The 13,780-nt window shown below is 66.2% G+C and carries 11 protein-coding genes; 9 read left to right on the plus strand and 2 right to left on the minus strand.

Annotated features, from left to right (window positions below; translation table 11 throughout):
* Positions 1–31: 31 nt before the first annotated feature.
* Entirely contained in the window at positions 32–3,529 is a 3,498-nt protein-coding gene (locus P2T65_RS00320; RefSeq protein WP_276198973.1) for an indolepyruvate ferredoxin oxidoreductase family protein, read from the plus strand.
* A 7-nt stretch (positions 3,530–3,536) separates the two neighbouring features.
* On the opposite strand, the gene P2T65_RS00325 is transcribed toward P2T65_RS00320, so the two are convergent.
* Positions 3,537–3,950 (minus strand): DUF2000 domain-containing protein, encoded by a 414-nt coding sequence (locus tag P2T65_RS00325; protein ID WP_071924136.1) that lies wholly within the window; start codon positions 3,948–3,950, stop codon positions 3,537–3,539.
* 101 nt (positions 3,951–4,051) lie between these two features.
* Between P2T65_RS00325 and P2T65_RS00330 the strand changes: the two genes are divergently transcribed.
* On the plus strand, positions 4,052–4,891 hold the full coding sequence (locus P2T65_RS00330; RefSeq protein ID WP_276198974.1) for an AraC family transcriptional regulator: 840 nt from the start codon (positions 4,052–4,054) through the stop codon (positions 4,889–4,891).
* Positions 4,892–4,898: 7 nt separating this feature from the next.
* On the opposite strand, the gene P2T65_RS00335 is transcribed toward P2T65_RS00330, so the two are convergent.
* A complete protein-coding gene (locus P2T65_RS00335) occupies positions 4,899–5,432 on the minus strand; it encodes an isochorismatase family protein (RefSeq protein ID WP_276198975.1) in 534 nt (177 codons plus the stop codon).
* A gap of 180 nt (positions 5,433–5,612) precedes the next feature.
* Between P2T65_RS00335 and P2T65_RS00340 the strand changes: the two genes are divergently transcribed.
* From P2T65_RS00340 to P2T65_RS00370, 7 genes are all read left to right on the plus strand, one after another.
* The gene (locus tag P2T65_RS00340) at positions 5,613–6,287 is read left to right on the plus strand and encodes a Crp/Fnr family transcriptional regulator (protein ID WP_063185529.1); all 675 of its coding nucleotides are present in this window, start codon (positions 5,613–5,615) and stop codon (positions 6,285–6,287) included.
* Between the two features lie 306 nt (positions 6,288–6,593).
* Positions 6,594–8,561: an AMP-binding protein gene (locus P2T65_RS00345; RefSeq protein WP_276198976.1), complete on the plus strand. Its 1,968-nt coding sequence runs from the start codon at positions 6,594–6,596 to the stop codon at positions 8,559–8,561.
* The gene (locus P2T65_RS00350; protein WP_063185527.1) at positions 8,558–9,361 is read left to right on the plus strand and encodes an ABC transporter ATP-binding protein; all 804 of its coding nucleotides are present in this window, start codon (positions 8,558–8,560) and stop codon (positions 9,359–9,361) included. The genes P2T65_RS00345 and P2T65_RS00350 overlap by 4 nt, the downstream gene beginning before the upstream one ends.
* A gap of 10 nt (positions 9,362–9,371) precedes the next feature.
* Entirely contained in the window at positions 9,372–10,328 is a 957-nt protein-coding gene (locus P2T65_RS00355; protein WP_186437989.1) for a branched-chain amino acid ABC transporter permease, read from the plus strand.
* Positions 10,329–10,342: 14 nt separating this feature from the next.
* A complete protein-coding gene (locus P2T65_RS00360; RefSeq protein WP_276198977.1) occupies positions 10,343–11,419 on the plus strand; it encodes a branched-chain amino acid ABC transporter permease in 1,077 nt (358 codons plus the stop codon).
* Positions 11,420–11,494: 75 nt separating this feature from the next.
* The gene (locus tag P2T65_RS00365; RefSeq protein ID WP_055457711.1) at positions 11,495–12,817 is read left to right on the plus strand and encodes an ABC transporter substrate-binding protein; all 1,323 of its coding nucleotides are present in this window, start codon (positions 11,495–11,497) and stop codon (positions 12,815–12,817) included.
* Between the two features lie 120 nt (positions 12,818–12,937).
* Positions 12,938–13,777 (plus strand): ABC transporter ATP-binding protein, encoded by an 840-nt coding sequence (locus tag P2T65_RS00370; RefSeq protein WP_055457710.1) that lies wholly within the window; start codon positions 12,938–12,940, stop codon positions 13,775–13,777.
* Positions 13,778–13,780: the final 3 nt, after the last annotated feature.

Here is a 13,780-nt window from a genome sequence, read left to right on the forward strand (position 1 = left end):
GCGTCCGAGAGGCGCCAGGAGGAGGATCGGCATGGGCCAGCCCGCCATTCCGCTTAGGGACGTGTCGCTCGACGACAAGTACGACCTCACGAAGAGCAACGTCTTCATCACCGGCACGCAGGCGATCGTACGCCTCATGCTGATGCAGCGGGAGCGTGACCGGCGGATGGGCCTCCATACCGCCGGTTTTGTTTCCGGCTACCGTGGCTCGCCACTCGGTGGCCTCGACCAGCAGTTCGAGCGCGCCAAGCGCTATCTCGATCCGGCGGGAATCGTCTTCCAGCCCGGCCTCAACGAGGATCTCGCCGCGACCGCCGTCTGGGGCACGCAGCAGGCCGAGATGCGCGGCGAGGGCAAATACGACGGCGTCTTCTCGCTGTGGTACGGCAAGGGCCCGGGCGTCGACCGCTCGGGCGACGTCTTCCGCCATGCCAACATGGCCGGCACGTCGAAGCATGGCGGCGTCGTCGCCATCATGGGCGACGACCACACGGCCGAATCCTCTACCGTGGCGCACCAGACGGAGTTCAACTTCGTCGACATGATGGTGCCGATCCTCAACCCGGCCGGCGTGCAGGAACTGATCGACTACGGCCTTTACGGTTACGCGCTCAGCCGCTTCGCCGGCACCTGGGTGGCCCTCAAGGGCATGAAGGACACGGTGGAATCGACCGCCGTTGTCGACGGCTCGCTGGATCGCCTAGACATCGTGCTGCCGGAAGACTTCGTCATGCCGCCGGGCGGGCTCAACATCCGGCCGTTCGACAACATCCTCCAGCAGGAGGAGCGGCTGCACGAGTTCAAGCGTGAGGCCGTGCTCGCCTTCGTGCGCGCCAACAGGCTCAACCGCATCATCACCTCGGGCGGTCGCACCCCGAAGATCGGCATCGTCACGGTGGGGAAGAGCTATCTCGACGTGCGCCAGGCGCTCGAGGACCTCGGCATCGACGAGGTCCGCGCCAACGACCTCGGCATCCGCCTCTACAAGATCGCCTGCCCGTGGCCGCTCGGCCGCGCGGACCTGCTCGACTTCGCCCGCGGCCTCGACATGGTGATCGTGGTCGAGGAGAAGCGCTCGCTCATCGAGGTGCAGCTGCGCGAGGAGCTCTACGGCACGGCCGACCAGCCGATCTGCGTCGGCAAGAAGGACGAGGAGGGCAACTGGCTCTTCCCGGTCAAGGGCGCGCTCGACCCCAACGACATCGCCATCGCGGTCGGGGAGCGCGTGCTGCGCTACTACCCGAGCGAGGAGCTTGCGGCGCGTGTCAACCGCATCAAGGCGTTCCAGCGCGCCCTCAAGGAGGCACCGGAAATCGCCAACCGCCTGCCGCACTATTGCTCCGGCTGCCCGCACAACAGCTCGACGGTGGTGCCGGAGGGCATGCGCGCCTATGCCGGCATCGGTTGTCACTACATGGTGCAATGGATGGACCGACGCACCGACGGCTTCACCCAGATGGGCGGCGAGGGCGCCAACTGGATAGGCGAGGCGCCCTTCTCCACGCGCGGCCACGTCTTCCAGAACCTCGGCGACGGCACCTACAACCACTCAGGCATCCTCGCCCTGCGCTGGGCCATCGCGACGAAGACCAACATCACCTACAAGATCCTGTTCAACGACGCCGTCGCCATGACCGGCGGCCAGCACCACGAGGGCAGCCTCACGGTGGACATGATCGCCCGGCAGGTGCGCGCCGAAGGCGTCGAGCGCATCGCCCTCGTCTCGGACGAACCCCACAAATATCCGGCAACCATCGAGTGGCCGGCAGGCATCACCCTTCATCACCGCGACGACCTCGAGACGGTGCAGCGCGAGCTTGCCGCCATTCCCGGCGTCACGGTGCTGATCTACGACCAGACCTGCGCGGCCGAGAAGCGCCGTCGGCGCAAGAAGGGCGAGTTCCCGGATCCGGACAAGCGCGTCATCATCAACGAGCTCGTCTGCGAGGGCTGCGGCGACTGCGGGGTCAAGTCCAACTGCGTGTCCGTGCAGCCGCTGGAGACCGAGTTCGGCCGCAAGCGCCTCATCGATCAGTCGAACTGCAACAAGGACTTTTCCTGCGTCAACGGCTTCTGCCCCTCCTTCGTCACCGTGCATGGTGCGCAACTGAAGAAGCCGACACCGGCCAAGGTGAAGGAGAGCGCCGATGACTGGGGCATCCTGCCCGAGCCGGAGTTGCCGGGCTTCAACGGCCGGCCGTGGAACATCATCGTCACCGGCGTCGGTGGCACGGGCGTGGTCACGATCGGCGCCATCCTTGGCATGGCTGCGCATCTCGAAGGCAAGGCCTGCGGCATGATCGACATGGCGGGCCTTGCCCAGAAGGGCGGCGCCGTCTTCAGCCACGTCCGGCTGGCCGAGAAGCCCGAGGACATCCACGCCATCCGCGTATTCGCCGGCGAGGCGGACCTCATCCTCGGCTGCGACCTCGTCGTCACCGGTATGAAGAAGGTGCTCGCCGCCATCCGGCCCGACGGCACCTCCGTCGTTGTCAATACGGCCGAGGTGCATCCGGGCGAGTTCACGCGCAACGCCGATTACCGCCTGCCGAGCGAGCGCATCAAGCGGGCCATCGCGGCCGCTGCCGGAGAGGGCGTCGCCTTCGTCGACGCGACCGGCATCGCCAACGCCATCCTCGGCAATGCCATCGCCGCCAACATGTTCATGCTCGGCTTCGCCTACCAGCGTGGCAAGGTGCCAGTCTCGGCCGCGGCGCTGGAGAAGGCCATCGCGCTCAATGGCCAGGCGGTTGGACTCAACCAGGCGGCCTTCCTGTGGGGCCGGCGTGCGGCGCTGGAGCCGGCGCGCATCGAGCAACTCGTGGCGCCGACGCGCGAGGCGACGCCGGCCCGGCACATCTCGCAGACCCTCGACGAGATGGTGGAGCGGCGCGTCGACTTCCTCACCGCCTACCAGAACAGCGCCTATGCGGCGCGCTATGCGGCGCTCGTCGAGCGCGTGCGTGAGCGCGAGGCGGCGGTGAAGCCCGGCGCGACGGCGCTGGCGACGGCGGTGGCGCGCTATCTCTTCAAGCTCATGGCCTACAAGGACGAGTACGAGGTGGCGCGGCTCTACACCGACGGCAGCTTCGAGAAGCAGGTGAGGGCGACCTTCTCGGGCGAGAACCTGCGCTACGAGTTCCACCTCGCGCCGCCGATCCTCGGCCGCAAGGATGCCAGCGGCAATCCGAAGAAGACGAGCTTCGGCCCGCGGATGCTGCCCGTCTTCCGGATGCTGGCGAAGCTCAAGGTGCTGCGCGGCACGCCGCTCGACATCTTCGGCTATACCGCCGAGCGGCGCATGGAGCGGCAGCTGATCGAGGACTACGAGACGCTCGTCGCGGAGCTCACGCAAGGTCTGACGCAGGACAACCATGCGCTCGCGGTCGCGCTCGCCTCGATCCCCGAGAAGATCCGGGGCTTCGGCCACGTCAAGCTGCGCCATCTGGAGGCAGCGAAGAAGGAGGAGGCGCAACTCCTGGAGCGCTGGCGCGCCGGCGAGCCGCCGCTCGCCATGGCGGCGGAATAGGCCGGGCTCAACGGTGCAGGCCGAGCCCCTTGAGGGCGCGGTCGACGTCGTTGCGTGGCCCGTGCACGGCAAAGCCCGCAAGATCGAGCTCCGGGCTCGGCACGGCGGCGACGGCGGCGCGGTTCGTCGCGTCGTGGCCGGTTGCGAACAGTTGCTCGGTGAAGACGGCGAGGCCGAGGCCGCGTGACCAGGCCCGCTCGTAGGCAGCCTTGAGTTCCGCGCCGTCCGCGGCCGTCAGCACGACCACGGGCTGGCCGAACATCGACCAGTACTGCCGGCCCGAGCCGTCGCGATAGGGCTCCCCGATGGTGCCGGGCCGGCCGGTGGCGACGCCGCTCGCGAGGAAGGCGACCATGTTGAGCTTCTGCCAGACGGCGAGATCCTCGCGCACGGCAATGGCGATCTTGGTGTCGAACTTCATCTGATCCGGGCTCTCCTGCCTCTTTATCGACATGTCGCGTCCAGGATCGTTTCCGGTCGCGCCCCGCGTCTTGTACGCTGGTGCGGCGAGGAGGGATGGTCTTGCAACAGGCAACTGCCGACGACTGGTTCCGGACACGGCGCGATGACACGCGCGGGGCCGAGGCGCTGCAGGCCGGCCTCAGCCGGCACGCCTATGGCCGGCACGCGCATGCGACCTATGCCGTCGGCTTCACGGAGCGGGGATCGCAGAGCTTCTGGTGCCGCGGCGCCCGGCACCGGACGCAGCCGGGCTCCGTCATCCTGTTCAGCCCCTTCGACCTGCATGACGGCCATGCGACAACCGACGCGGGCGTCGTCTACCGCATGCTCTATCTCGCGCCGGAGCAATTGTCGGCCGCGCTCGCCGAACTCGGCCCCCGGCACGAGATCGGCTTCCGGGATGTGGTGGCGGAGGATCCGCCGCTTGCCGCCGCGCTTTTCGCCTATGCGCGCGAGCTCGACGCCGGGGATGATCCCTTCGCGGCGGGGGAGCGCTACCTCGGGCTCGCCGCCGCGCTCATGCGGCACGCCGGGCGGCGCGGCCGCGCGGAGGATGCAGGCCATGGAGCCATCGCCCGGCTCGCCGCGCGCATGCGGGAAGAGATGGCGGAGCGGCTGACGATCGAGGCGCTCGCCGAGGGAGAAGGGCTCGGGCGCTTCCAGCTCATCCGCGCCTTCCGGCTCCGCTTCGGCCTGCCGCCGAGCGAATATCTGCGCGCCATCCGCCTGGAGGCGGCGAAGGGTGCGCTCGCCCGTGGCGTCCCGCCCGCCGAAGCGGCGGCTGGCGCCGGCTTCACCGACCAGGCGCATCTGACCCGACTGTTCAAACGCGCCTATGGGTTGACCCCGGCGGCCTATGCGCGGCAGGCGGGTGTGCCGCGCCCGCCACGACGCACCTGACCATAAGTCACTTGATCAGGGCGAGCGCTTCCTTGAAGCGCGGGTGCTCGCAATCCTGCAGCCATTCGAAAACGACCATCTCGCTCGTGACGATCTCGACGCCATGGCGGGCGAGCCGGTCGAGCGCGGCAGCCTTGCTCGCCGGCTGGCGCGAGCCGATGGCGTCAGCCACGACGACGGGGGCGAAGCCGTTCATCTTGAGGCCGAAGGCCGTCTGCATGACGCAGACATGCGCCTCCCAGCCGGCGATGAGCACCGTGTCGCGATCCTCGTCGAGGGCATCCTGCAGTTCGCTCTGGCGCGAGGCGTCGAAGGCCGTCTTGGCGATGACGAGCTCCGGCAGGTCCCGCAGGGCCTCGATCGTCGGGCCGAGCCCCTGCGGGTTCTGCTCGCTGGCGATGACGGGCACGCCGAAGAGCCGGGCGGCGAGCGCGAGGCGTCGCGCGGCGGCAACCGTTTCCATGGCGCTTGAAATGGCGGGCGCGAGGCGGCCCTGAAAATCGACGAGAAGAAGGCAGGAGCGTTCGGCTTCAATGATCATCGCAGGATGGTTCCCCCAAGGTTCGCCCGGTTCCTGCCGCCAAGGTTCCATTCCGGACCAGACTGGACAAGAGGACGAAAGAAGGGCGACGAAAGGCCGAGGCCTGCGGCGGCGCGCAATGCTTCGCTCGGCCGGCAAGCCTCTCTATAGTGTGCCGGCGACGCGGCCACGGACAGTGTCTTGATCACGACCGAGTATCTTCTTTCCATTGCCCGCTGGGCGCACGATCTGGCACCCGCCGAGCGGGAGCGGGCGGCCAAGGGCATCGTCGAGCGCAGCTTCGGGCAGGGCGAGTACATCTGCCATCAGGGGGACCGCTTCGACAGCTGGTCCGGCGTCGTCAGCGGTCTCGTCAAGGTCAGCACCGTGTCCGATACGGGCAAGGCCGTGACCTTCACCGGCGTGCCCGCGGGCGGATGGTTCGGGGAGGGAACCCTGCTCAAGGACGAACAGCGCAAGTACGATCTCGTCGCCATCCGCGCGACCCGCCTTGCCCTGATGAACCGGGCGACCTTTCTCTGGCTCTTCGACAACAGCGTCGCCTTCAACCGTTTCCTCGTCCACCAACTCAACGAGCGGCTCGGCCAGTTCATCGCCGTACTCGGCTACGACCGCATGCTCGACGCGCAGGCGCGTCTCGCGCGCGGCCTTGCCTGGATGTTCAACCCGGTGCTCTATCCCAGTGTCGGCAGCTATCTCGACATCAGCCAGGAGGAGCTCGGGCTGCTCTCCGGCCTGTCGCGCCAGATGACCAACAAGTGCCTCCGGGCGCTCGAGGACGAAGGCCTCCTGAAGATCGAGCACAGCGGCGTGCGCATCATCGACCTGCGTCGGCTGGCCCGCTACGGCGAATGAGACCGGATGCGAATCGTTGCACAGTATGCGCGGATAAGGCCCAGACGATATTCGCTTTTTCGCACGATGCGCTGCGGCATGAACCGCGCCCCGCATGACGGCGGAATGGCGCAAAACGGGCGAAAAGAATAGGAAAGAGGCCGGGCACAAGCCGGCATCCCAGCCAACACGGGCCTGACTTGTCTGTCAAGCGGATGCTTGCGGAGACACGCCCCTCCGCGCACTATTCGAGCATCAACGAGAGCCGGCAAAATCCGGCCTGAAGGGAAACGCCATGGCCGATGCGGCCGAAGGGAGGAACGCGCCGTGACAGCGGTCGATTCCGTGCGGGCGGATACGTTCGCCAAGCTTCTGGCGCATAACGCGGCGGTGCGCGGCGACCGGCCAGCCTTCCGCCACAAGGACCTTGGCATCTGGCAAACGTGGACGTGGGCCGAGGTCTACGAGAACGTGCGCTGCCTCGCTGTGGGCCTCGAGAGGCTCGGCCTCAAGCACGGCGAGGCCATCGCCATCGTCGGCGCCAACCGGCCGAAGCTCTACTGGACCGTCATGGCGGCCCAGATGCTGGGCGCCGTGCCGGTGCCCGTCTATGCCGATGCTGTGGCGGACGAACTCGCCTATGTCCTCGCCCATGCCGAAGTGAAGTTCGCGGCGGTGCAGGACCAGGAGCAGGTCGACAAGATCCTCTCCGTCTCCGAGCGCCTGCCCCTGCTGCGGCACATGATCTACGACGAGCCGCGCGGCCTGCGCGACTACGACCACACGCGCCTCCACCCGATGGCTGAGGTCATCGCGGAGGGCGAGGAGGCGCTGAAGGATCCTGGCGTCGCGTCCTGGCTCGACGGTATCATGGCCGCCGGCAAGGGCTCGGACGTATCCATCATCCTGTACACCTCGGGCACGACCGGCCGCTCGAAGGGCGTGGTGCTGACGGCGGAGCGCTGCATCGCCGCGGCGCGCGACACGGTGACCTTCGACAAGCTGGGCGAAAAGGACGAGGTGCTCGCCTACCTGCCGCTCGCCTGGGTCGGTGACCATTACCTCAACTATGCCCAGGGGCTCGTCGCCGGCTTCTGCATGGCCTGTCCGGAATCGGCCGAGACGGCGATGCAGGACCTCAAGGAGATCGGCCCGACCTTCTATTTCGCGCCGCCGCGCGTCTTCGAGCAGATCCTGACCCGCGTCACGATCCGCATGGAGGATGCGGGCGGGCTGAAGCGGCGCATGTTCCACTACTTCATCGGCGTCGCGAAGCGCTATGGCGAGAAGATCCTCAATGGCGAAAACGTGCCGCTCGGCGGGCGATTGCTCTACGGGCTCGGGCGACTCCTCGTCTACGAGCCGCTGAAGAACGTGCTCGGCTTCTCGCGCATCCGCGTCGCCTATACGGCAGGCGAGGCGATCGGGCCGGACCTCTTCTCCTTCTATCGCTCGCTCGGCCTCAACCTGAAGCAGCTCTACGGCCAGACGGAAGCCTTCCTCTACGTCACGGCCCAGCCCGATGGCGCCATCAAGCCGGACACGGTCGGTCCGCCGATGCCCAATGTCGAGATCCGCCTCTCCGAGAGCGGGGAGGTGCTGTTCCGCTCGCCGGGCATGTTCGTCGGCTATTTCAAGGATGACGAGAAGACCAAAGAGGTGCTGACCGAGGACGGCTTCATCAAGACGGGTGATGCCGGTTTCTTCGATCCTGCCGGCCATCTCAAAATCATCGACCGCGCCAAGGACGTCGGCAAGCTCAATGACGGCTCGCTTTTCCCTCCCAAATACATCGAGAACAAGCTGAAGTTCTTCCCCAACATCAAGGAGGCCGTCGCCTTCGGTCACGAGCGCGACTACGTTTCCTGCTTCATCAACATCGACCTTACCGCCGTCGGCAACTGGGCCGAGCGTAACAACGTGGTCTATGGCTCCTACCAGGAGCTCGCCGGTCATCCGCTCGTCTATGACATGATCGAAAAGAATGTCGACGAAGTGAATCGCTCCCTCGCCGCCGAGCCGATGATGGCGGGCGCGCAGATCCGCCGCTTCCTCATCCTGCACAAGGAGCTCGATGCGGACGATGGCGAGCTCACGCGCACCCAGAAGGTCAGGCGCGGCTTCATCGCCGAGCGCTATGCGCCGCTCATCACGGCGCTCTACGACGGCTCGCGGGAGGCTGACATCACGACCGAAGTGACCTTCGAGGACGGCCGCAAGGGCACGATCTCGGCGCGCGTCAAGATCCGCGACATGCGGATCTATCCCGCAGCGGTGAAGGAGAAGGCCGCATGAGGGCGCCTGACATGGATGCCGGTGTCGCGGCCGGCGACGTCCTGCTCGCCGTCGAGAACGTTTCCCTGCGCTTCGGCGGGGTCAAGGCCATCACGGATGTCTCCTTCGATATCCGCAAGGGTGAGATCCGCGCCATCATCGGGCCGAACGGTGCGGGCAAGACGTCGATGCTCAACGTCATCAACGGCTTCTATCACCCGCAGGACGGGCGCATCACCTTCAAGGGCAGGACGCGCTCGAAGATGCGCCCCTATGTCGCGGCAAGCCAGGGCATCGCGCGGACCTTCCAGAACGTCGCGCTGTTCAAGGGCATGACGACGCTCGACAACATCATGGCCGGGCGCACGTTGAAGATGAGGCGCGGCTTCTTCTGGCAGATGCTGCGGCATGGGCCGGCGATGGCCGAAGAGATCGAGCACCGCAAGGTGGTGGAGGAGATCATCGACTTCCTCGAGATCGAAGCCATCCGCAAGGTGCCGGTGGGGCGCCTGCCCTATGGCCTGCAGAAGCGTGTCGAGCTCGGCCGGGCGCTCGCCATGGAGCCGGAGCTGCTGCTGCTCGACGAGCCGATGGCGGGCATGAACCTCGAGGAAAAGGAGGACATGTGCCGCTTCATCCTCGACGTCAACAGCCAGTTCGGAACCACCATCGCGCTCATCGAGCACGACATGGGCGTCGTCATGGACCTGTCGGACCGCGTCGTCGTGCTCGAATACGGCCGCAAGATCGCGGACGGCGTGCCCGACGAGGTCAAGAGCAACCAGGCCGTCATCGACGCCTATCTCGGCGTGCCGCACTGAGGGCGCATTGATGGACATCCTGTACAACATCTTCATCGACCCCTTCGTGCAGATGGGCTCGGCGCCCGACCTGTTCGTGCAGACCCTGTGGGAGGGGCTCGTCTCGGGCGTGCTCTATGCGCTGATCGCGCTCGGTTTCGTGCTCATCTTCAAGGCCTCGGGCGTTTTCAACTTCGCCCAGGGCATCATGGTGGTGTTCGCGGCGCTGACCCTCGTCGGGCTGTACGAGGCCGGCGTCCCGGCGATCCTGGCGCTCGTCCTGACCATCGGCGTGATGTTCGTGCTCGCCGTCGGCGTCGAGCGCATCGTGCTGCGCCCCCTCGTCAACCAGCCCGACATCATCCTCTTCATGGCGACCTTCGGGCTCACCTATTTCCTCATCGGCTTCGGCGAGCTCGTCTTTGGTGGCAATCCGAAGGTGATGATCACGGACGAACTCTACCTGCCGCGCGGCTCCGTCGAGTTCGAGATGCTCGGCGGCTTCGTCAGCCTGCAGAAGATCGACATCACGGCCGCGGTCATCGCCTCGATCATGGTGGCCTCGCTCGCTGTCTTCTTCCAGAAGACGCGCATCGGCCGCGCGCTCAGGGCGGTCGCCGACAGCCATAAGGCGGCCCTGTCGGTCGGCATCTCGCTCAACCAGATCTGGATCATCGTCTGGTTCACCGCCGGCATCGTGGCGCTCGCCACCGGCATCATGTGGGGCGCGCGCTCGGAAGTGTCCTTCGCGCTGCAGATCATCGCGCTGAAAGCCCTGCCGGTGCTGATCCTCGGCGGCTTCACCTCGGTGCCTGGCGCCATCGTTGGCGGGCTCATTATCGGTGTCGGCGAAAAGCTCGGCGAATTCTACTGGGGGCCTCTCGTCGGCAGCGGCATCGAGAGTTGGCTCGCCTATGTCATCGCTCTCGGCTTCCTGCTGTTCCGGCCGCAGGGCCTGTTCGGCGAGAAGATCATCGAGCGGATCTGAGGAGGCGGCATCCGATGTTCTACCGCGAAGCAGGCCAGTTCAAGACGAACTATGCCGCAGACATGGCGGTCTTCCCGATCCTGCAGGACAAGATCGGCATCGCTCTCATTCTCACACTCGCTCTCGTGGTCATCCCGCTCGCGGGCAACGCCTTCTTTCTGTCGGTGGTGATGATCCCGTTCCTCATCTTTGCGCTGGCGTCGATCGGGCTCAACCTCCTGACCGGCTACACCGGGCTCCTGTCGCTGGGCACGGCCGGATTCATGGGCTTGGGGGCGTTCGCCTGCTACAAGCTGACGACGATCTTCCCCGGCGTGAACATCATCGTCTGGATCCTCACCTCGGGCCTGTTCGCCGCGGCCGTCGGCGTGTTCTTCGGCCTGCCGTCGCTGCGCATCAAGGGCTTCTACCTCGCGGTGGCGACGCTTGCCGCGCAGTTCTTCCTGCAATGGTGCTTCATCCGTATCCCGTGGCTCTACAACTACAACGTCTCGGGCGCGATCGAGGTGCCGACGCGGACCCTGTTCGGCATCGCCGTGACGGGCCCCAACGCCTCGCCCGAGATGCGTTACTACGTCGTCCTCGGCGTCGTCATTCTGCTGACGTGGGTCGCCTCCAATCTCGTCCACGGTCGCATCGGCCGCTCGTGGATGGCGGTGCGCGACATGGACATCGCTGCCGAGTTGATGGGCATCAAGCTCTTGCCGACGAAGCTGCTCGCCTTCGCCGTCTCGTCCTTCTACTGCGGCGTCGCCGGCGCGCTGATGGTGTTCCTCTGGTACGGCGGCGCCGAGCCCGAGGTCTTTTCCATCAACCAGTCCTTCCTCATCCTCTTCATGGTGATCATCGGCGGGCTCGGCAGCCTCACCGGTTCCTTCTTCGGCGCAGCGCTCATCTACATCCTGCCCATCGTTCTGCGCGGGGCGCCTTCGCTCGTCGGCCTCGACATCGGGGCCGCCACGGTCGAGCACCTGACGTTCATGATCGTCGGCGCGCTCATCATCTTCTTCCTGATTGTCGAGCCGCACGGACTGGCGCGGCTGTGGCAGACGGGCAAACAGAAGCTCAGGGTCTGGCCCTTCCCCTACTAGCGCGAAGGGCTGGGAACGAGCCGTACAACGGACGGGCGCCGCGACGCAGGGCGCTTCAACGGGAGGAAACGAAACATGGTGCGCAAGCTTTCCACCATCCTGGCGACTGCGGTCGTGGCATCGGCGGCCTTCGCCGTGCCGGCCAAGGCGCAGGATTCGGTCTATGTGCCGCTGTTCACCTACCGCACCGGCCCCTTCTCGGGGTCGGGCATCCCGATCGCCAACGGCATGCGCGACTATCTCACCATGCTCAACGAGCGTGATGGGGGCATTGGCGGCGCCAAGCTCATCCTCGAGGAGTGCGAGACGGGCTACGACACCAAGAAGGGCGTCGAGTGCTACGAGGCGGTGAAAGGCAAGAAGCCGGTGATGGTCAACCCGTGGTCGACCGGTATCACCCTGCCGCTCATCCCGCGCGCGGCGGTCGACAAGATCCCGATCCTGTCCATGGCCTACGGACTCTCGGCCTCGGCGGACGGCGACACCTTCCCCTGGATCTTCAACCCGCCGAACACCTACTGGGATGGTCTGTCGATGATCATCAAGTACATCGGCGAGCAGGAGGGCGGCCTCGACAAGCTCAAGGGCAAGAAGATCGGCTACATCTATCTCGACGCGGGCTTCGGTCGCGAGCCACTGCCGCTCTTCGACCAGCTGTCGCGCGACCTCGGCTTCGAGCTCAAGCTCTATCCGGTGCCGGCCGACAGCATGCAGAACCAGTCCTCGCAGTGGCTGAGCGTGCGACGCGATCGGCCCGACTACATGGTGATGTATGGCTGGGGTGCCCTCAACCCGACTGCCGTCAAGGAAGCGGCCAAGATCAACTTCCCCATGGAGAAGTTCATCTCCATCTGGTGGCCGGGCGACGACGACCTGCGCTCGGCCGGCGCCGGCGGAAAGGGCTTCAAGACCCTTAACTGGCACGCTGTGGGCACCGACTTTCCGGCCCTGCAGGACATCCAGAAGCTTGTCGTCGACAAGGGCCTCAGCCAGGCACAGAAGAACAGCGTGGGCGAGGTGCTCTACAACCGCGGCGTCTACAACTCGATGCTGATCGCCGAGGGCATCCGCAACGCACAGAAGATCACCGGTAAGACGGCGGTGACGGGTGAGGATGTGCGCCGCGGCCTCGAGACGCTCGACCTTAACGAGGCCCGTCTGAAGGAACTCGGACTCGAGGGCTTCGCCGGCCCGATCAAGCTCACCTGCGCGGACCACAACGGCCATCGCCCGGCCTTTATGCAGCAGTGGGACGGCCAGAAGTGGGTAAAGATCTCCGAGCCCATCGAGCCGATGGCCGACCGCGTCAAGCCGCTGCTCGAGGCCGCGGCAAAGGACTATGCCGAGAAGAGCACGGGCTGGCCGAAGCGCACGGAGCCCTGCGACAAGCAGTCCTGAGCGAACGTCCGCAGTCTCATCCCTTCCCCCATGGGGGAGGGCAGGGGGCAGGACGGAACGTGATCTTCACCGTCCGCCCCCAACCGCTCCCGGAAGTCCAGGGGCAACGAGGGAACCAGTATGAGCACCGCAGCCGCGCCCGCCGCCGAGGCGGCGACAGAGACGATCCTCTCGGTGAACAACATCGAAGTGATCTACGATCACGTCATCCTGGTGCTGAAGGGCGTGTCGCTCACCGTGCCGCGCGGCGGCATCGTCGCGCTGCTCGGCGCGAACGGCGCCGGCAAGACGACGACGCTGAAGGCCGTGTCCAACCTGTTGCGGGCGGAGCGCGGCGAGGTGACGAAGGGCTCGATCGAGTTCGACGGTGAGCGCGTCGACCGGATGACGCCGAACGAACTGGTGCGGCGCGGCTGCATCCAGGTGATGGAGGGGCGCCACTGCTTCGGCCACCTCACCATCGAGGAGAACCTCCTGACCGGCGCCTTCACGCGGCGCGACGGGACGGCCGCCATCCGGCGCGACATGGAGATGGTCTACGACTATTTCCCGCGCCTCAGGCAGCGCAGGAGCTCGATGTCGGGCTACACCTCCGGCGGCGAGCAGCAGATGTGCGCCATCGGCCGCGCCCTCATGTCCCGGCCGAAGATGATCCTCCTCGACGAGCCGTCGATGGGCCTCGCGCCGCAGGTGGTGGAGGAGATCTTCGAGATCGTGAAGGACCTCAACGCCAAGGAGGGCGTGTCCTTCCTGCTCGCCGAGCAGAACACCAACATCGCCCTGCGCTATGCCACCTACGGCTATATCATGGAGACGGGGCGCATCGTGATGGACGGCGACGCCGCCTCGCTGCGCGAGAACGAGGACGTCAAGGAGTTCTACCTCGGCATCGGCGAGGGTGAGCGCAAGTCCTTCCGCGAGGTGAAGAGCTACAAGCGCCGCAAGCGCTGGCTGATGTAGGAG

This window comes from Chelatococcus sp. XZ-Ab1 (assembly GCF_029309855.1).
Classification (GTDB): domain Bacteria; phylum Pseudomonadota; class Alphaproteobacteria; order Rhizobiales; family Beijerinckiaceae; genus Chelatococcus_A; species Chelatococcus_A sambhunathii.